At 36.4% G+C, this 19,115-nt stretch carries 17 protein-coding genes; 2 read left to right on the top strand and 15 right to left on the bottom strand.

All coding sequences use genetic code 11. The features are described 5' to 3' along the window. Positions 1-273 precede the first annotated feature (273 nt). The 14 genes from IEV57_RS06285 to IEV57_RS06220 form a co-directional block, all read right to left on the bottom strand. On the bottom strand, positions 274-1,167 hold the full coding sequence (locus IEV57_RS06285; RefSeq protein ID WP_188440739.1) for a hypothetical protein: 894 nt from the start codon (positions 1,165-1,167) through the stop codon (positions 274-276). A 544-nt stretch (positions 1,168-1,711) separates the two neighbouring features. Next, the gene (locus IEV57_RS06280) at positions 1,712-3,550 is read right to left on the bottom strand and encodes an Eco57I restriction-modification methylase domain-containing protein (RefSeq protein ID WP_188440737.1); all 1,839 of its coding nucleotides are present in this window, start codon (positions 3,548-3,550) and stop codon (positions 1,712-1,714) included. A gap of 3 nt (positions 3,551-3,553) precedes the next feature. Continuing rightward, complete coding sequence (locus IEV57_RS06275) at positions 3,554-4,189, bottom strand: HNH endonuclease (RefSeq protein WP_188440735.1); 636 nt, start codon at positions 4,187-4,189, stop codon at positions 3,554-3,556. Next, a complete protein-coding gene (locus tag IEV57_RS06270) occupies positions 4,167-4,850 on the bottom strand; it encodes a hypothetical protein (RefSeq protein WP_188440732.1) in 684 nt (227 codons plus the stop codon). The genes IEV57_RS06275 and IEV57_RS06270 overlap by 23 nt, the downstream gene beginning before the upstream one ends. A 4-nt stretch (positions 4,851-4,854) precedes the next feature. Next, positions 4,855-7,263 carry an ATP-binding protein gene (locus IEV57_RS06265; RefSeq protein WP_188440730.1) on the bottom strand — a complete coding sequence of 803 codons (2,409 nt, stop codon included), beginning with the start codon at positions 7,261-7,263 and terminating at the stop codon, positions 4,855-4,857. Then, positions 7,264-7,464, bottom strand: coding sequence for a helix-turn-helix transcriptional regulator (locus tag IEV57_RS06260; protein ID WP_188440728.1), 201 nt, complete (start codon positions 7,462-7,464; stop codon positions 7,264-7,266). Between the two features lie 363 nt (positions 7,465-7,827). After that, entirely contained in the window at positions 7,828-8,517 is a 690-nt protein-coding gene (locus IEV57_RS06255) for a glycosyltransferase family 2 protein (RefSeq protein WP_014772592.1), read from the bottom strand. A 44-nt stretch (positions 8,518-8,561) separates the two neighbouring features. Beyond that, a complete protein-coding gene (locus IEV57_RS06250; RefSeq protein WP_188440726.1) occupies positions 8,562-10,025 on the bottom strand; it encodes a cellulose synthase family protein in 1,464 nt (487 codons plus the stop codon). Next, positions 10,025-11,569 carry a 4Fe-4S binding protein gene (locus tag IEV57_RS06245; protein ID WP_188440724.1) on the bottom strand — a complete coding sequence of 515 codons (1,545 nt, stop codon included), beginning with the start codon at positions 11,567-11,569 and terminating at the stop codon, positions 10,025-10,027. Before IEV57_RS06245 ends, IEV57_RS06250 begins: the two co-directional genes overlap by 1 nt. Then, on the bottom strand, positions 11,566-12,939 hold the full coding sequence (locus IEV57_RS06240; protein WP_188440722.1) for an NAD(P)/FAD-dependent oxidoreductase: 1,374 nt from the start codon (positions 12,937-12,939) through the stop codon (positions 11,566-11,568). The genes IEV57_RS06245 and IEV57_RS06240 overlap by 4 nt, the downstream gene beginning before the upstream one ends. Further along, entirely contained in the window at positions 12,914-13,675 is a 762-nt protein-coding gene (locus IEV57_RS06235; RefSeq protein WP_188440720.1) for a DUF547 domain-containing protein, read from the bottom strand. Before IEV57_RS06235 ends, IEV57_RS06240 begins: the two co-directional genes overlap by 26 nt. A 100-nt stretch (positions 13,676-13,775) precedes the next feature. Beyond that, positions 13,776-14,264 carry a rhodanese-like domain-containing protein gene (locus IEV57_RS06230; protein WP_229744246.1) on the bottom strand — a complete coding sequence of 163 codons (489 nt, stop codon included), beginning with the start codon at positions 14,262-14,264 and terminating at the stop codon, positions 13,776-13,778. A gap of 51 nt (positions 14,265-14,315) precedes the next feature. After that, a complete protein-coding gene (locus IEV57_RS06225) occupies positions 14,316-15,026 on the bottom strand; it encodes a Crp/Fnr family transcriptional regulator (protein ID WP_188440718.1) in 711 nt (236 codons plus the stop codon). Positions 15,027-15,104: 78 nt separating this feature from the next. After that, complete coding sequence (locus IEV57_RS06220) at positions 15,105-15,575, bottom strand: type I restriction enzyme HsdR N-terminal domain-containing protein (RefSeq protein ID WP_188440716.1); 471 nt, start codon at positions 15,573-15,575, stop codon at positions 15,105-15,107. Between the two features lie 50 nt (positions 15,576-15,625). Here IEV57_RS06220 and IEV57_RS06215 point away from each other — a divergent pair, with 50 nt between their 5' ends. Further along, positions 15,626-17,266, top strand: coding sequence for an amidohydrolase (locus tag IEV57_RS06215; protein ID WP_188440714.1), 1,641 nt, complete (start codon positions 15,626-15,628; stop codon positions 17,264-17,266). A gap of 214 nt (positions 17,267-17,480) precedes the next feature. On the opposite strand, the gene IEV57_RS06210 is transcribed toward IEV57_RS06215, so the two are convergent. Continuing rightward, positions 17,481-18,065 carry a DUF4136 domain-containing protein gene (locus tag IEV57_RS06210; protein WP_188440711.1) on the bottom strand — a complete coding sequence of 195 codons (585 nt, stop codon included), beginning with the start codon at positions 18,063-18,065 and terminating at the stop codon, positions 17,481-17,483. A 259-nt stretch (positions 18,066-18,324) separates the two neighbouring features. Here IEV57_RS06210 and IEV57_RS06205 point away from each other — a divergent pair, with 259 nt between their 5' ends. Then, a complete protein-coding gene (locus IEV57_RS06205; RefSeq protein WP_188440709.1) occupies positions 18,325-19,044 on the top strand; it encodes a metallophosphoesterase family protein in 720 nt (239 codons plus the stop codon). The last annotated feature ends 71 nt before the right edge of the window (positions 19,045-19,115 follow it).

Here is a 19,115-nt window from a genome sequence, read left to right as displayed (position 1 = left end):
AATTAATTTTTACAGTTGGTCTAGATTATTTTTTATAATGTCAAGGCCTGAGAATAGTTGATACTTTTTTCTATTAAATGATGAGATTCAACCCCGTTGGGGTTGTCGTCACTGTCGTCGATTTTAATCCCCGGGTTGCAACCCGGGGCTAATCAATGTTTAACCCCATTCGGGGTTGTAATCAACCTTCACCCTTCATCCCTCTTCCTCCTTTGTCTTGTATCTTGCATCTTGCATCTCACTTCTCGCATCTCGCATCTCACATCTCACCAATCAATATTTCAATTTCAACTCCTCCCTCAAAAACTCATCCTCCACAGCATTTCTCGTCCAATAATCAATCACCTTCACTGCTTTTCTCCGAGCTTTGGTAACTTCTTTCTGACCATTGGATTTGGTTTGGCTTTCTTCCCAAGCCATGATTTCGTGTGGGAAATCTTTCTCGAAATCAATTTTCAATACACGTGATCCTGAGCTGTAAGTCAATTCTAACTGCTTACGGTCATTGCTGATATCTTGTACTCGGATAAATGCCTCTTCCGCCGCCAATTCATGATGGGAAAAGCGCTGATAAAATAAAGATGGAAACATCATGACACTTCCAATAGGGATTTCATTGGGGGAAATTCGAATCAAATTCCATAAATCATCCTCAGCCATGCCTGCCAAGCTGATCGATTGGTCTCCTTCCTTTTCAAAATAAGAGAATAACTTTCCTGAATAGGAATCTTGCCCATTCAGATTAAGTTGGGTGAAACTCTGCCCACACCACTCCTGAACAGATGAAGTAAATTTCAGTCCTTGTGATTTCTCCTTCGTCGGGGTAAAAGCAGACAGCATCATATGATAGGGATAGATCCCTGTGACAAAATCTCTCGTCTGATTCATCTTCAACACAGAAATCTTATCTTTTCCGGCTTCCTGTGGATAGTCTAGCTTCACTTGCTTCTTTCTGGAAAAATCTTCCGTCACAAATATCAATACCGCCTCTCCTTCTCTCGCTTCACCATATCGATATTGCTCCAAGTCAAAACTGCTGATTTCAGCTTTCCCCTGAAACCAATACTTCCCCCATTCCTCAAAATTAATATTTTCACGCTGAGGCGCTTTTGAACAAGAAAAGCTGATGGTGGCAATCAAAAAAAGAATAGTGAGTGATTTTTTCATAACATATAGTTTTTATTCGCACTCTAATTTACGATTAATAATTATATGATTCTCCGCAATGACACCCGCATGCAATTATATCACAAATAATCTTGCGGATAATGGTTAACAGGTATCAGTCGATCAGTTATCAGTGCATCAAATGATTTAAAGTACACCATTTTGTTTGGTACTGATCTGAAAGCGGATATGTAGATTACTTTACAGATTGCTGGGATAGCGGTTTGATGATGAAAAATCTGCTTAGGTCAAAGGATTTTCAATTCTTGGTAAATGGTGCTTTACTGTTCTCAGCTATACGCAGGCAGGGATTCAAACCACTGAATTTCCTACGAAGACTTTAAATTTACTACTTCCTGTCCTTCGAAGCAAAAAACCCCTGCTTGCGTATAGGTGATGTTATGCCTTCGCCCTTCTTTTTCTGTCGTCTGCTTCGTTGTTATTTCGTGTCTGTTTTGGTGCGTTGTCTTGGAGTCTCTTTTGCAAAACTTTAGCTTGTGGGTTGACTTTAGCGATTTTGCAAATGTGCCACCAAAAGCGTGGATTATGTTACTTTTAATTTATACTTGTCTTCAAAAAATTCATTCAATAAATTTTGGTCAATCTCTTCAATTAAAAATTTCTTTTCATTTTCTGTCAGTTCACATACTCCAAAATTCTTAATGTAATTTCCATTCAATGAATAATAGTCAGAAGAGTAGGGCTTACTTGTCGTCTTGATGTAATACCAGAAGATGCTTGATTCCATTATCTTTTTTATGATTTCCATTTCTGTCTCAGAACTACCAACTACCGCTAGCCCGTTGTAAAAAAGCAAGTCGTCATCAGAGTTAATGATGAAATTTGGTGTCCTGTCTGAGTACTTAGGGAAGAACATTTTGTTTTTAATTTTCTCTAGTGATTGTGTTCGACCAAAGGCAAACCATTTTTCATAGTTACCCTTACCTTTGTCTCTTTCGCCTAAAATATTTCTTTTGTTCTGTAGATATTTATATGCTTCAGGAAAACTTTCCTTCATTAAATTCTCATCAAGTAGCTTAGGTTTTTCTTGTTGGTCGTATGGGAAAATCACTTTCTCCTTAAGGTTATTTAGACTAACCTCTCTGCTTAACTTATTCGAGTTTACAATATCCTTGCAAATGCCTTTTTCAATCTTGTAAAGACTTCCGTTTTGTAGATAGAAAAAGTTCTCGTCTTCGTCAATGGGTCTAAATATATAAATGTCATTTTTTAAAGTTGCAATACCGTGTCTCGTTTGGTAAAGTTCACCAAATGGAATTCCTGTTGATTCAATTTTAGAAATGGTCTTGTTGTCCTTTAAATTCCAACCTTTTTTAGAATCAAGAATGTTGTATTTTATTTTCTTAAAAGTGAGTTTACCCGCCAGCTTCTTTGTTGCTGATTCTGTGTACGAAATGAATTGCTGTTCCTTGTTTTCAATGAAACAAATACACGTATAAGTATTCTTGGATTTAAAAACCTGCTCAGAGCCAAAGTCTATAATTGAAATGGCAAGTTCCATTCTTTGAAAATAGTCTCTTAATGCCCTTCCGTTCAAACTTTTGAAAAATGAATTCATAGTGATGAATCCTAGAGTGCCATTTTCAGCCAAATTCTCAATTGCAATTTGAAAGAATGGAATATAGAGGTCTGAATTGCCAGATTGACAAACCTCCCAATTCTTTAATTTTTCTTTAGTTTCTTTGTCAAGATTTCTTGCACAAACATATGGTGGGTTTCCTAGAATAATGGAAAATCCATTGAAGTCAGCTATCGCAGTAGTCCAATCAAAATCTAGGGAATCACCCTGAAATAAGTTGAACTGAAATTCTTCTATATCTTCTCCTGATTGCAACGCCAATAAGGAGAGAAGCAACTTAGTTCGATTAACTGAATACTCTTGGATGTCTAACCCGAAGATATGGTTTTGAAATATTTCTGAATAAGATTTACCTGTTCTCTTTTTTAATTCAATAGAAGCATTGAATAAAAATCCACCACAGCCCATTGCGATATCAGATATTTTAATATAATTATCTATGGCATTGATTTTCTTAAACGCTTCGAAAACGATAAAAGTCCTAATGTTTTGAGGTGTATAAATCGCACCATTAATAATTCTGTCCGCAGGAGAGATAACAAATTCAAAAAGCTCTATAAGTTCTTCGAATCCAAATACTTTTATATCTGAATAGATTATTGACACAAATTCAAGAAGTGAGGAATGCTCCTCCATATTTTTGCTATTAATTGAGTAAGCCTTGAGTAACTTATTTTTCTTCAGCTTAAATTTATTGATTTCAAGAAATGCAGAAACAATAAGCCTGTCCACATCTTTTGGAGTTGTAGAATATCGACTTAAATATTTGAATGCGGTTTTCAAAATTTATAAAGATTTATAATATTCATCTAGTTCATTTCTGTATAAGGTATAATGAAACGCACTCTCTTTTGCTTTTTCAATTATTATTTTATGTTGTTTAGAATTCGAGTCATACTTTTTAGCTTCATCAACAAGGAACAAAAATGATATTCGTAGTTGATTTAATTCCCACAATAACTTTACACAAAAATCTCTTTCGTCAAACTTAAAACCAACTTCAACCATCCACTTACCTAAATCAGTTAGCCACCTGATGCTACCCGATTCAGTTCTATAAATATGTGTATCATATATTGCTAAGGTGGGGTCAACAAATCCTTTATTATTTAGATTAGGTAAGTTTTCATCATTTGATGGCCATTTCTTTGATTTAATATTGTTGCAAAATTTGCAAGAGTAAACGAGATTATCATATTGACACAATCCAATATTGCCATTTATTGTGAATATTGACTTTGGAACAAAATGATCGACTTCAAAGTAAGTATGGCTAAAACCATCATAAGAACCGCAATATCCACAATGATTATGAAAATCTTCTCTAAGATCAGATTTATGTTCTGACCAATTATTTCCCTTTGGATTACGAGAGGGAACTGCCCTCCTTTGTGGTAAATTACTCCTTACTGTCACCGCCATTTTTTTCTAATAATGATTTAATAAATGACTCAGCATCTTTTCGCGCTTGAGAAATTTTATCAAGATTGTCAATTGAAATTAATGTCTCAGGCACATCTAAAATCGTCATTTTATCTAAACTTAATAGTTCTCTTTGGGTGGCTAGAAGCATATTTTTTTCTTCTATTGACAAACCCACTTTTGTCTCTTTACCTATAAGTTCAGAAATTATTTGCTTACGCTTTTCTATATGTCTTTGGTATTGCTCAATGCTTTTTGTTAATACGTTTATAAAATGCTTTGTTTTCGGATTGTCATCTCCGTTGTCATCAGGAAAAACAATTTCTTTATCAAAAATTATTTTAATATCATCAACATCTGGTTCCGCTTGGTCTACCTTATTAGTGAAAATGATATGTGGGAAAAGTGGTTTATTTTCATAAACGTGTCTTTCCACCTCGTCACCATTAAATGGAACAATATTGCTTTCATTTAAGCGAAAATCAATCATCAATAAATCAATATCTGAATTATAGACTTGATTCATTAACTCCTCCAATGACATCCCTTTGGTAAATTCATAACCAATTACATCAAATCCAAAATTTCTGAGTTTTCTTCTATATAATTTTACTTGATTAATATCTTCGTCCAAAAAGCCTATTTTATAATTAATTTCCATAATTCTATTTATTAGTGAGGGAAAAAGAAATTTTTACCGAAAATCCAGCTTGGCAATTCAAGATTTCAATATTACCATTATTGTCGTCTATTACTGATTTCACTAAGTACATACCTAAACCAGTCCCGATTTCATTACCGGTTCTATCTTTCTTTGATGTTATAAAAGGAAGAAATATGTCTTCCTTATTTTCAAAAGCTTTATCTAAGCCTTTACCGTTGTCACTGAAAATGATTTCGAGACGATTGTTTATAATTTCAAATTCAATTTTAATATTTCTTTCTTCAATTGTTTTTCGTTGTTCAAAAGAATCAATTGAGTTGTTTATTAGATTAGAAAAAATGGTCGTTAAATCCATTTCAAAAGCTCTAAAATCATAAGAATCGTTACCAATCTTATTTAAAATCGAAAGATTTATATCCTTTCTCTTGAAAATTCGCTTCCAAGATTCGCTTAATTGAATAAAGAATTGAGCTATATCAAGTTTCGCCCTTCTTCTTTTATCCTTTCTGATTGCCGTTAAAGTGTAATCTACCCAATGTTTTATTTTCTCTTTATCTTCCTTTAGTAATTGAAAGATATCTTCCATATCTTGATAGTTAGTAGAACTCTTTTTTTCAATTGGAATTAATGACTTAGCATATTTTTCCAACTCAATTATTTCAGAAGCATTATTGCTTACTTCTTTTAGTTCGTGTGAGAAAGATGAAACTATTAATCCTAAACTTGCAAGAGAACGTACTTGAACTATTTCTTGATTTTCTTCGTCTGATTTTTCCTCAATAATGTTTCTTACAGATTCTTTAAAAAAAGCCTCAACTCGCTCCTGTTCTTTATTTTTATCAGGTTCTGGATTATTTTTTTGTTCCTCTATTATTCTTTTAGCTAAAAGTTCGGCTTGTCTTTGAATTTCTTTTTGTTGTTCCTTTTCTTTTTCTTGTTTATTAAACAAGTAGATAGGATTTAAAATTCTTGAACGATCTACTTCAAATTCATGAATTATCGCAATAATAATATTCTTGAAAGTATTAAAAGAATCGTTTTCTTGAATTCCACCTCTGTCAGATTTGTCTTCTAGTAAAGCATTGTCTTTTCTTGAAATTGTAATTATTCCAGCGACCGACTCATTGTTTACTCGCCAATCACCAATTCTCTGGCCAGCACCAGCTGGACTTTTTGCTGCTCTAAAGCCTAAACCAAGCCAATCATTTTTTGGGTCTCCATAAGGCCTAACCCTAAATGAATCTCTATAGATTTTTATACCACCAAACCGTTCTAGTGTTGATCGTCTTTCTTTTGCAATAATATCTTTATATGGATAACCTTCTTTTTTTGAGTTTGCCAATTTTATATAATTGAATGAAAAATTAAAATTACCAATTTCTTTTAGAAGGTTTTTCCTTGATTCATTTAAATCCCAATTTAAAAGCTTACCAACACTTTTTGAGTATTTGAATATCTTATTTTCTATGGTATTTAAATCAAATGGAAACGAAAGCCTTTCATATAAATGTTTATATTTTCTATAGATAACATTTAAGTCTAGCTCATTTCTTTCGATTTCAAATTCTACAGTTAATAACTCTGCATTGTATTTGGCTTTTATTTTGTAATCAAAATCATTGTAAAATGCAGTATTAACATATCCGTAATTAGACTTATTTTGAAAATGTTTAAAATAGACCTGAAAAGGAATATTCAATTCTTTAGGAGGAATTAACGCTTCAAGACTTTTATATACACTTTCTATTTCATCTGAGAACCATTCATCTTTTAAATTTGATATTTTTAGAATTGTACCACTTTTGAAATCTATATTGGTTAATTCTCGAAAATCAAAATCTTCCCCAAGTAATTCTTTAATTTTATCTTTTAACGTAATTGAAGTTTCTAAAATCTCAGCTTCAATTTCTGATATTGATTTTTCCAAATCGTCAAATTGACTCCAATTCATTTGCCAATAAATACCAATGTCATTATCTGCACTTTTTGAAAGAGTCCACATTTCAGTATTCAAACCAAGGCGATCCAATGCAAATCTGCCAATACCTTTTGCTCCTGTTTTTACTCTTTTGTTGTCCGATAAAAAAAACTGCTCTTTATTACCTGTACCAATTTGCATCCAGTAGTCTTCTACTGTCTTTTTTTTCATCCCATCTCCATTATCAATAATATACAAGACAGATTTTTCTTTTACTGGTATGTTGTGAATTTCACCATTTTCATCCTCAGTTTGAATTATTGGTATGTCAAAAATCACGAGACAATTTTCCGCATCTGCATCATATGAGTTCTTAACTAATTCTGTTATTGCTCCTTCAGGATTAGAAAAATTTTCCCTTCCAAGCAGCTTACCTGCTCTTGCAGAGACTTTAAATGGAATTTTTGTTGTTATCCTAAGTTTTTCTTCCATTTATTCACAAATAAGTTCTCTTGGTGAAACGTTCAATAGTTTTGCAATTTTAACTATGGTTGGTAACGTTGGCTGAACATCATTAGTACACCACCTAGAGATAGTGGCTTCGTTTTTCCCAAGTTTTTCTGCGAGCCATTTACTGGTCAAGCTTTTCTCGACTAATACAACTTTAATTCTATTTATTGTCTTTGGGCTCATAAAAATTGCATTAGATGCAAAGTTATTGATTTTTTACGAAAATAATTTGTTTTTCGGTTGGTGCCTTGGGGCAAAAGCAAATGTAATACATTGAGTTGGTTTTTAGCATTGGGTTACAGCTCTTTTGATTTTACTGGGGAGTTGGCATTTTGTCTTTGTTTTTATGTTTGTTTTCTGGCGGACGTGTTGACTATTACACTAAGCTGTAACATTTACTTCACTAAACTAATTTTACTTTCGAAACTATTTGAAACAAAATACACAACGAATTGCAGATTTATCCGATCAATACCCCTAAAACTACCACCATCTTCACTCTAAAAAAATACCTACTACAGGGTATTTTTGATAAAAAATGACATTTTACCAATACTTATAAATCGTCCAAAGAATTTTATAGCCTGCCCCAAAGACTCCTTTTACTGTACCGCTTACTTTTGAGACGCCAATGCGTTTTCTGTAATCTACAGGGATTTCTGTGGTTTTGAGGCCTGACTGTGCGGCTTTGATTTGCATCTCTATGGTCCATCCATAATTTTCATCTACCATTCCCAAGGCTTTCAATTGATCCCACTTAATCGCTCTAAATGGGCCAAGGTCGGTATAGTTGGTCTTATAAATCCAGCGCATCAGCGTAGTGGCTAGCCAATTCCCGAAAACTTGAGGCAAGGTCATCGATCCGCCTTCTCTTTTCCCCAAAGCCCGAGAACCAATGACCATATCATAATCGGCTTCTATGATCGGCTTTATTAGATCTAGCAGCTGTTCGGGATAATCAGAATAATCTCCATCTAAAAACACGACAATATCTGCTTGTTCTTCAACTTTCGACAGATAATCCATGGCTGTCAGACAAGCTTTGCCATAGCCTTTCTGCGGTTCATCCAGTACAATTGCGCCAGCTGCTTCGGCTACTTTTTTTGTGGTATCCGAAGAACCATTATTTGCCACCACCACATGCCTGACAATAGTGGGAATATCTCGGATAACTTTTCCAATGGAATCCTCCTCATTGAAAGCTGGAATAATGACGTCGATGATAGGCTGATTCAATTGCAAAATTTTTGATTTGGTGAAAAGAAAGGAAATGAACTTTATTATTGTAACCTGTAACTTTTGAAAGATTCGATGCTAACCAGCGTAAATCCTAAAGCCAGCATCGCATGAAACACGAGCATTTCGTAGGTCTGAAAATAAATAGACATGACAACCATAAATAAAAATACCACTGCCATTATTCCCTCTAGATAAGTTGTCATGGGAACCTTGAGTTGGTGATAGCTATTTTTCTTCCAAGATTCTGTCTCGCTCAGATTGTATTTTGGCGTACGGATGAAAGGTGATTTTTTACCTGTTAGTCCTTCCCATACCGCTTGCGCATTGTGAATGGAAAGTCCCATAGACACCGAGAGAAACAAGGGCAATTCCCATAGGAATCTCAATATTCCTTTGGTAGAAAATTCCACCAAGCTCAAGTTGGCAAAGAAATACACCAAAGCGATAATCACAAAACCCACCAAGAAAACCGCTGCTCCTCTGAAAATCTCTCCAGGGATCATATCCTGCTGAAAAGCCCACCACAGTGGAATGCTACACAAACTCACCAGCACCACCGCGATAAAAATCGCTGCATTGAGTAAGTGTGCCGATGCATGCAATTTTTTCCTCAGGCCCAAGGGCTGTAGCCACACATTTTTCAGGTGTTTGGCTGCACACTCAGCACCACCTTTGGTCCAGCGAAATTGCTGAGATTTGATGGCTGACATCACCGGTGGCAACTCAGCAGGTGATTTTACATCTGGCCGGTAGATGAATTCCCAACCTTTTTGTTGCGATCGATAACTTAAGTCCAAATCCTCAGTCAAGGTATCATCATGCCAATTTCCCGCATCGAGGATACAGGATTTTCTCCAAATCCCACCCGTTCCATTGAAATTGATAAAGGCTTGCTGATGATTTCTCCCCATCTGCTCCACCATAAAATGGGCATCCAAAGCAAAAGCTTGAAGCCTTGTCAGAATAGAGTAACCTTCATTTAGATGGGTCCAGCGACTTTGCACCATGCCAATTTTTTCATTCGAAAAATGCCCAATAGTATGGAGAATAAAGTCAGGATCAGGCACAAAATCCGCATCAAAAACAGCGATAAATTCACCTTTTGCCTGTTCCAAACCCGCTTTGAGTGCACCGGCTTTGAATCCTGTCCGATCTGTTCTGTGGATATACTGAAAATCTATCTCTGGATAATTTTGAATATAGCTTTTGAGAATAGCTGCCGTTTCATCTGTACTGTCATCCAGCAGCTGAATTTCAAACTTATCTTTTGGATAGTTGAATTTGGCAGATGCGTCAATAAGTCTTTCGACCACATATTTTTCGTTGAAAACCGGGAGTTGAATCGTTACAAAAGGAAGCTTCTCCCAAGTAGGTGGGCTTGCCTTGGGAATGTTTTTTCTAAACTGAAAAAAATGATACAGCAAATTTGCCTGGGCAAAGCTATACAGAAGGATAAACAGCATCGCTAGGGCGTAAATGCCCATGATGATATAAATAAAGATCATTAAGATTTTATGCTTATGGATTTATTACCGATGATGATAGGCACGTCATTGATTCTACCTTCTTCATCTGCATTTTCTAATTTCAAGACTCCTCTTGGACATACAGCAGAGCAGACTCCACAACCTACACAAGAAGATCTGACGATATTTTGACCTCTTTGCGCATACCAGCGCACATCAATTCCCATTTCACAATAGGTTGAGCAATTGCCGCAAGAGATACACTGTCCGCCATTGGTGGTGATTCGGAACCTGGACTTGAAGCGCTGCACCAATCCCAGGTATGCTGCCAAAGGACACCCAAATCTACACCAAACTCTGTTCCCCATCAAGGGATAGAAACCAGTTCCGATCACTCCCGCAAATGCAGAGCCAATCAAAAAGCCATAAACTGTGTGTAATTCATTGGTGGCGTAACCCAATAGCTCAAATTCCATAAAATAATTCGCCAGTGTAACCGCAGTCATCACCACTGCAAAAACCAATACGCCATGAATCAAATACCGCTCAATTTTCCAAGCTTTGACTGTCTTATCAGAAAGCTGACGGTAGGGATCGCCCAGAGTCTCTGCCAATCCACCACATCCACAGACCCAACTACAATACCATCTTTTTCCATAGAAATAAGTGAATAGCGGCACACCCACCACAATCAAAATAATGCCCCAAACCAACATAAACATCCCCAAAGCTCCAGAACCTAGCATTCCTTCTAGTCTGTAATCGTAGAAAAAGGAATAGTCCAAAGGCCAGATATTCTTAAAATCATGCCATGGCATATTCAGCAAAACCAAGATTTCTGGAAGCATAAAAGCGAAAGCTAATTGAAAAAACATCACCGATGCCGTTCGAATCGTTTGGTAATTATTGCCCCGATATTTCCTAAACATCCTGATTCCCATAACCAAAATGGCTAGGGTGTAGATAAACCCATATAAAAACCACTGTGAGGCAGGATTGCCCGAAAGCGCCATTGATAAAGGATCGACCATCAAAACGAGATTGGTCAAATAGGCTGGAAACCAATAGAGAACAATGTAGAATAGAATCAACCAAGAGCCTGTGATGATACCAAGTAGCCCCCGCGACTTCATGGAAGAATGATAGATCCCATCATTTTTGATTCCATTGGGTTGATTTCGGTAGAGCGGGAGGATGTACAATAAAGCTCCAAATGCTCCGAGTAAAATGGTCACAGCAAGAAATAAACTCGGACTTTCACTCACAGGGCCTGTAGCTGCTGCTTTGGTCAAAGAAAAAGTGTAGTCATCCCAAATCACCTTATCCCATTCTTCAGCACTTTTCAATTCATTATTATATGCATCAAAATACCTATTGAAGTCAGAAATAAACTTAATGTTTGACTCGTATACTTCGCCATACATCGGTTGGAGGATGTCTACCATCGCTTCTTGATGAATATCCTTGGTCTCCGAAATGACTGATTCTTTTTCGAGTTGGTAAGAACCATAAAATGGCAAAAGACTGAAACCAGCAAATGCCAAAATGAAAATTACCAAGCCTATTTTTTGAATGAATTTCATGCGCGGGAACCGATTAGCTTTTGGAGAAATGATTGTTTTTTGATTTGGATAGACCTCTTATTTTCCTGATTATACTGCTTCAGAACTTCTTTATGCAAGGATTTGTAAAACTCAGGATTGAAACTCGCTTGTCCCAGTTCTCCGAGCACTTTTTCTTGGTGATATCCTTTCTCAATGGCATGATCGAAATATTCGTGGCGAAGTCTCCATCCGAATGCGTTCACGCCGATTATGGCTTGATTTGATTTTTGATATAGAATTCTGATGGCGATTTTTCCTTTGGAATCTTCCCAGTAAAAACTCTCTATCTCCTCTCCCCAAATCGGTGGGACAAATCCGTAAGTCTGATATTCGATGTCAAAGAATTTGGCTGAGTTGAACCAGATTCCTGGCTGATACGGTACTTTTTTGGAGTTGGTCAGGTTGTAGGCAAGTGTCTCACCGTGCATTCTGCCCGTGTACCAGACCTGCTCGATGTTTTTACGATCAGCAGCCGGTGCTTCTTGGAATTCCGCACAGTCTCCGATGGCATAGACATCCTCCACATTTGTTTTGAAAAATGAGTCTACTACAACACCCCGATTGATTTGAATTTTTGATTCTTTTAGGAAGTCAACATTTGGCCTCACTCCTACGGTCAATCCTACAAACTGACAATCAATCAAGTCACCTGATTTGGTTTTTATGGCTTTCACTCGGCCTGTTCCATCGTCTAGAATCTCGTCAAGTTCGGTCTCTAACCGCAAATCAATATGGTGTTCTTTGATATGTCTATTGATTAATTTGGCTTCATCTTCTGGCAAAATAGTATCCCAAAAATTCTTCTCTCTAACCAAAAAAGTCACAGGAATCTTTCTGCTTGAAAACATCTCTGCCATTTCAATCCCGATCAATCCTCCGCCTACGACCACTGCTCTTTTTATAGCTTGAGAATTTTTCTCCATCAATTCCAAATCCTGAATGCTGTAGAGTCCCTGAACTCCTTGGAGATTTTCTCCTTTCCACCCAAATTTATTTGGCTTTGAGCCTGAGGCAATGATCAAAACATCATAATCAAAAGTAGAATCATCTGAAAAAATCAAAGTCTTATTATCGGTATCCACCTGACTCACCCAAGCTTGTTTGAGGGCTATCCTATTTTTCTCCCAAAACCAATCTTCATAAGGCTTGGTATGCTCGTACTTCATGTGCCCCATGTAAATGTACATCAGGGCTGTCCGAGAAAAGAAATGCTCACTTTCTCCAGAAATAATAGTTATTTGGCAGTCAGCATCGGCTTTTCTCAGGTGTCTAGCACAGGTGACCCCTGAGATACCATTTCCAATGATTACAAAATGTTTGGGTTTACTTATTGTTGAGTGACCAGTCATAATCTAGGTAGGAGACTTTAGCTTTGGGGTTGATTTTAACCTTAGAATATTTGTTAAGATAATCAATTATATCCCCATTTTTTGTAAAATCCCCTTTGAACCATGAAAAGATTTTAGAAATCTCTACTTGGTTGGCGCTGATGTTATTTCTTTTTGGTCCATTGATAAATGCCTTAGCCACCTTATCCAATTGAGAATCTATCTTCGTGGAAACGTAAGCCTCGTTCAGAAGTGGTGGACAAGAAATGGAAGCACAATTGATCGCAAAATGTATTCTTGGCTCGTCAAATTCCTTTCTGAGGATTTTATGCTCTATTTCGTCCAAATTAGCATCTTGCCCACCAATCTTGAAAAATTTGATATGCCAAACGGTATTGATCAGTGGAATTTTGATTTTTGGATGAAGGTCTTGGATACTTTTGACTGGATAATTGTCTACGATCAACTTCAAAGTGAATGCATTATAAGCATTGATCCAATAGGCCAATTGCTCATTTTTGCTCCAAGTTTTTCGATCAGGCGCATTATTGCTTAGCAAATCACAGTATTTGTCAAGTTTAGCTTTATCTGCCAACAAGCCTTTGTAATTTACTACCCCGGTGGGTGAGACATACTTTTTCAATAAAGCATCAAAGTCTTCATGTGAAGGAGATTTTGAAGATTCAGCACCTAGAGAAGATGCTCCACAGGAAAAATTAAGGTAAAGTGCGCTAAATAGAATCAGTAGGAATTTCATAGTATATTTTTTTACCTTATAAACGTGATTTTATCACTTATAGATTGCAAGATTAGAAAATCAAATGAATACTAACTGTCTTGTTCAAGACAAAATCAATTTAATATACTTTCACGCCTTTATTCAGCCATATTCCCCAGGATCGACTGTATGCGTGGACACGCTTGGTTTGAGATTCTTGGTCAAATACAGGCATGTCTTCATTTACCCAATGAAATATGCCTCCATAAAGATTGTAAACTTGTTCAAAACCAGCATCCTTGAGTTTCTTGCCAATATCTTGACTTCTCGCACCTATTGAACAGTACACTACAATAGGCTGATCTTTTGAAAGGTCTTGTACTGATTCAAGAGAAAAAGTGTTATAACCTACCCATTTGGCATTTTTGAGATGACTGACTTCAAATTCCTCCTTCTCTCTGGTATCGAGCAAAACTGCATTTTCTAGAATTTCTTTTTGATTCAGTTTGACTGTTGGAAAGTCATTGTCATAGACTCCTTTTAGCAGGGTTTTGTAGGCTAAACTTTGGGCGAAGCTCATTTGGATCGTCAATAAAGTAAAACAAAGGAGTAACAATTTGATTTTCATAGAATCAAAACAGACTTTTTTGCTTGATAGTTTACTTTAAAAACAAAAAGATTATCCATAGAAATCACTAAGTCTCGCAAGGCCTTTTTTATCTAAGATGATGATTTTTTTGCCATCAAATTCTATCAACTCGTCTTTTTTGAACTCTGAAAGCAATCTGATAACCGTCTCTGTGGCGGTACCTACCAAGCCTGCAATTTCCTCTCTAGTCAGGACTATGTCGATTTTCTCCCCTTCACCACCATCTACACCGTAAGTATCCCCTAATTTCAAGAGCGTGAATGCAAGTCTTTCTCTAATTGTCTTCTGTGTGGCGTCTGTTAATTTTCCCTCCATCACACCCATATCATTGCAGAGTGCTTTGGTCAGTCTTCTGTGGAAATTATTATCTTCTTGCAACACCTTTAGAAAGGTCTCCTTAGGGACAAAACAAATTTTGGCATCTTCGACTATAGTTGCTGTGTTAGAATACACCTCCTCTCCCAGCATCGATGAATAACCTAAGAATTCACCTTTTTGGGCAAGTCTGATGATTTGCTCTTTGCCATTGGAAGCTGATTTAAATACTTTCACAATACCGGCACTTACACAAAACACCCCAAGAGGCTTGGTGCCTTCGTAGTAAAGAATTTGGCCTTTTTTGTGTGAAATAAAGTTTTTGTTGTCCGATAGATTACAAAGATGGGCATCGGAAAGATCTGCAAACATCGAGAATTTTCGACTTAAACAGAGTTCACAGGGACTGCTTTTTTCTTTGATCATGGAAGAATTTGAGTTAGTAAAACTGATTTAAACAATAGCTAAAGGTAACAAAAATCATATAAATCTCTTACATAATATCTAGAGAATCGGTAAATCTTTGATTTGCAAAAAAGTCTCTGATGATTCGTCGAATTTTAAAAATAAATGCTGCTTCCCATTAGAAATACCTAAATACGGTGATTTAATCGTTTTATTATAAACACAAACTTGCTCAACTGTCTTCTGAGTCAGTTTGACATCAGGAGCCTTACATTCTATCAATAAAAAAGGTAAGCCCGATCTGTCATGTACCAAAATATCAAACCGCTTTTGCATTTGATTATATTTCAAACCCTTCTCTAAGGCAAATAGACTTTTAGGATAAGCATATTTTTGAATTAAAACTTGTATCAAATGCTGTCGCACCCATTCCTCAGGCGTTAATATCAAATACTTCTTTCTCAAGGCATCGAAAATGCTTAATTTCCCATTCTTTTCCTCCTGAAGTTTGAAATCATATTTTGGGAAATTCAGAGATTCCTGAAGAAAAGAGTAATTCGCTTCCATCATGGTGCAAATATGATGGGTTTTATCAAAGAATGTAAACCAATCCAACCCAAATGAAAAAATTATTACTCCTCATCGCGCTTTCAATCTCTTCTTATTGCTTGTCATCTTGTGGAAAGGAAAAGGAACAAGTAGATCTGATCGTGCACAATGGAACAATTTATACCGTTTCGGAAGACTTCGATATTGTAAAAGCATTTGCAGTAAAAGACGGGAAGTTCGTAGCAGTAGGAAGCAACTCAGATATTCTTTCAAACTATGAAGCAAAAGAAACTATCGATGCGGATGGGCAAGCCATTTATCCGGGATTGATTGATGCTCATGCGCATTTTTATCGCTACGGATTAGGGCTCCAAGTTGTGGAATTACTTGGTGCTGAATCTGAGCAAGAATTGATTGAACGCGTGGTGGAACATCATAAAAACAATCCTGATACTCCGTGGATTTTAGGAAAAGGATGGGATCAAAATCTCTGGGAAGACAAAGAATTTCCTACGAAAGATCAATTAGACGAGCTTTTCCCAGATACGCCGGTTTTGCTTACCAGAATTGATGGTCATGCAGCCTTGGTCAACCAAAAAGCACTTGATTTGGGTGGAATCACCTCCAAAACAGAAATGATAGGTGGAAAAGTGATCTTAGCAGATGGGCAACCGACTGGTGTTTTGATTGATAATGCAATCAAACTAGTCACGGCGAAAGTCCCTGATCCTAGTGAAGAAGAATCGAGAGCAGCCTTGATTGGTGCTCAAGAGAATTGCTTTGCAGTTGGACTGACTTCCCTTGTAGATGCTGGATTAGAAAGAAGTACCATTGAACTCATGCATCAAATGCATCAAGAGAATTCTTTAAAAATGCGAATCTATGCCATGGTCAATCCTACTGATGCAAACATGCAGCATTATTTCGAAAAAGGCATTTATCAAGATGATTTCTTGACGGTCAGAAGTTTTAAAATCTATGGTGATGGTGCTTTGGGATCTAGAGGAGCTGCCTTATTGCAACCCTATCATGATCACAACACCAATTATGGCTTTCTTTTGAATACACCTGAAGCTTTCGATGATTTGGCGAAAAAGATGTATGAAAATGGCTTTCAAATGAATACCCACTGCATTGGTGATTCTGCTAATAGAACATTATTAGACATTTATGCTAAATACCTGAAAGGTAAAAATGACCTAAGATGGAGAATCGAGCATGCTCAAGTTGTAAGTAATGAAGACATGCCCAAGTTCGCCTTATATAGTATCATACCGTCTGTGCAGCCTACACATGCCACTTCTGATATGTATTGGGCAGGTAAGCGACTAGGCCCTTTCCGAATCAAAACCGCATATGCCTACAAAGACCTTCTAGACCAAAATGGAATGATCGCTTTGGGAAGTGATTTTCCAGTAGAGCAAATCAATCCAATGTTTGGATTTCATTCTGCTGTAGTCAGAAAAGATGCTAAAAACTGGCCTGATGATGGATTTCAAATTGAAAATAGAATTAGCAGAGAACAGGCGCTAAAAGGAATGACGATTTGGGCGGCATATTCAAATTTTGAGGAAAAGCTTAAAGGAAGTATTGAAAATGGGAAATTAGCAGATTTTGTGATTTTTGAGAAAGACATGATGACTGCACCTGAAAATGAATTGAGAAACCTCAAGGTCACCGGGACATTTGTCGGTGGTCAAAAAGTCTATTAAAAAGAATGATTATGCACAATGACAACAGGATGTGAATATTTCACTTACCATTATGCGAATAATCGTCAATAGTCAACTACGCCACGGCGCACATGCGGCCTCTGCTGATTGAAATGAACTTCAAACAATATTATAAATGACTACTGCTGCAAAAGCGGATATACATATTGGAAAATTATTATAGAAAAAAACCAGCATTGAAGCTGGTTTTTTTCTATTTTGACCTACTCAAGACTCGGAATTGATCCATGACCTTGTAAGTTGCTCGCATAAGATCGGTATTCACTTGGGGAGAAGCTTGGTCAAAAATTGCTGGAGTATAACCTTGCCAAATGGTATTGCCCTTTTTATTATCAATAACAAAAATCACCAACATTCCATTATTCTGAGCGTATTTGACATTTTTATAATTTTCATCTTTACCTCTATCCTCGTCTTTTAGTTCTTCATCCTCTTCAGTGACAAATGCCCCCTTGCGTTGGAGCCAATAATCAAAGCCTGGTTGATCATAACCTCTGTATTTTACCTCGTCTGTAAAGACTTTGTAATTCACGAGAAGATCAGGTTTTTCATCCACAAATTTAAAACCTTGAGAACCTAATCTTGTAGAAATTGATCTCTTAATAATCTCCACAAATTCTATGTCATCACCATCTTGATTTTCTATAAAACCGAAGGTTTTGTATCTCTTAAAATTAGCCGAGTAGTTGAAATCATAATCTGCAATATAATCTTTTTGCGAGGCACAGCCTGACCCCAAAAGCAAAAGAATAAGCAAGAAGAGGGAAGGATTTTTCATATTGAATTAGGTATAATGTTTAATCAAATTTTTACATTTTGTCTTTTTATCTAATATATGCAATCAAATCGAAGTTTTGAAGAATCTACAGCTTTTAACTTCATATATGTTTTTTTGTTTGTGAAATATAGGATATTGGTGATCAAACATTTATGCGAATTTTTATTAAAAAAAATACGCTTTTGACGCTAAAATCGCTTACTTTCGTTAGAAATAGTGCTTTAAAAATATTGAAGTTTCAAACTCAAAAAAGGTAAATATGTCGCTTTTTATTATTGGTGATGTTCACGGGTGTTTCCATACATACCTCAAATTGATGGATCAATGGGAACCCAAGACAGAGACCTTAATTCAACTTGGTGATTTGATAGATCGGGGTAATTTTTCTCCTTTGACTATCCGACTTGCCTTTGAAGTGAAGAAAGTTTTTAAAAATTCAGTGCATTTTTTGAAAGGAAATCACGAACAAATGATGCTAAGATATTTACAAGGTGATGACCACTCTGACCATTGGCTAGACAATGGTGGAAGAGAAACTTTGGAACAATTCAAAAAGCATAAATTAGACCCTAATTTCTATTTGGGTTGGATGAACACCATGCCACTTTTTTGGGAAAATAAAAATGTCCTCATTTCTCATGCTGGATTTTCTGGTAATGGTTCACCTTTTGAATTAACCAATCCAGACGGAGTACTTTGGAATCGGAAACCCATCATTCATATGGGAAAAGTTCAAGTAATCGGACATACACCTAGAATCGATGCCAAACCTGAATTTATGAGCAATTGCAACACATGGAACATCGACACAGGAGCTTACAAAGGAAACTGCCTTACGGGGATCAAACTTAAAAATGACGGGACTTTTATAGAAAGTATCAGTGTACCAACTGATCCAAAAGATATCCTTGAAAAATCTTCAATTCACGCATCCTTACTCAATGCATCACAAGCGGGAAAATCTAGAATTCAAAATTAGAAATAGATGCTCAAAATAGTTTCTATGAGTCTTGAATTGCGATCAAAACAAATAGCTTGAAAGCCAATTTC

The organism is Belliella aquatica, from assembly GCF_014637795.1.
GTDB classification, from domain to species: domain Bacteria; phylum Bacteroidota; class Bacteroidia; order Cytophagales; family Cyclobacteriaceae; genus Belliella; species Belliella aquatica.
The sequence above is the reverse complement of the archived record's forward strand: the minus strand, read 5'-3'. Positions and strand labels throughout refer to the sequence as shown.

Bases quoted from the DNA above. Each gene is read 5' to 3' on its own strand.
- IEV57_RS06240 (WP_188440722.1), bottom strand. From the start codon at position 12,939: ATGACTGGTCACTCAACAATAAGTAAACCCAAACATTTTGTAATCATT.
- IEV57_RS06245 (WP_188440724.1), bottom strand. From the start codon at position 11,569: ATGAAATTCATTCAAAAAATAGGCTTGGTAATTTTCATTTTGGCATTT.
- IEV57_RS06210 (WP_188440711.1), bottom strand. From the start codon at position 18,065: ATGAAAAATCCTTCCCTCTTCTTGCTTATTCTTTTGCTTTTGGGGTCA.
- IEV57_RS06230 (WP_229744246.1), bottom strand. From the start codon at position 14,264: ATGAAAATCAAATTGTTACTCCTTTGTTTTACTTTATTGACGATCCAA.
- IEV57_RS06235 (WP_188440720.1), bottom strand. From the start codon at position 13,675: ATGAAATTCCTACTGATTCTATTTAGCGCACTTTACCTTAATTTTTCC.
- IEV57_RS06250 (WP_188440726.1), bottom strand. From the start codon at position 10,025: ATGATCTTTATTTATATCATCATGGGCATTTACGCCCTAGCGATGCTG.
- IEV57_RS06215 (WP_188440714.1), top strand. From the start codon at position 15,626: ATGAAAAAATTATTACTCCTCATCGCGCTTTCAATCTCTTCTTATTGC.
- IEV57_RS06220 (WP_188440716.1), bottom strand. From the start codon at position 15,575: ATGATGGAAGCGAATTACTCTTTTCTTCAGGAATCTCTGAATTTCCCA.
- IEV57_RS06225 (WP_188440718.1), bottom strand. From the start codon at position 15,026: ATGATCAAAGAAAAAAGCAGTCCCTGTGAACTCTGTTTAAGTCGAAAA.
- IEV57_RS06265 (WP_188440730.1), bottom strand. From the start codon at position 7,263: ATGGAAGAAAAACTTAGGATAACAACAAAAATTCCATTTAAAGTCTCT.
- IEV57_RS06270 (WP_188440732.1), bottom strand. From the start codon at position 4,850: ATGGAAATTAATTATAAAATAGGCTTTTTGGACGAAGATATTAATCAA.
- IEV57_RS06260 (WP_188440728.1), bottom strand. From the start codon at position 7,464: ATGAGCCCAAAGACAATAAATAGAATTAAAGTTGTATTAGTCGAGAAA.
- IEV57_RS06205 (WP_188440709.1), top strand. From the start codon at position 18,325: ATGTCGCTTTTTATTATTGGTGATGTTCACGGGTGTTTCCATACATAC.
- IEV57_RS06285 (WP_188440739.1), bottom strand. From the start codon at position 1,167: ATGAAAAAATCACTCACTATTCTTTTTTTGATTGCCACCATCAGCTTT.
- IEV57_RS06275 (WP_188440735.1), bottom strand. From the start codon at position 4,189: ATGGCGGTGACAGTAAGGAGTAATTTACCACAAAGGAGGGCAGTTCCC.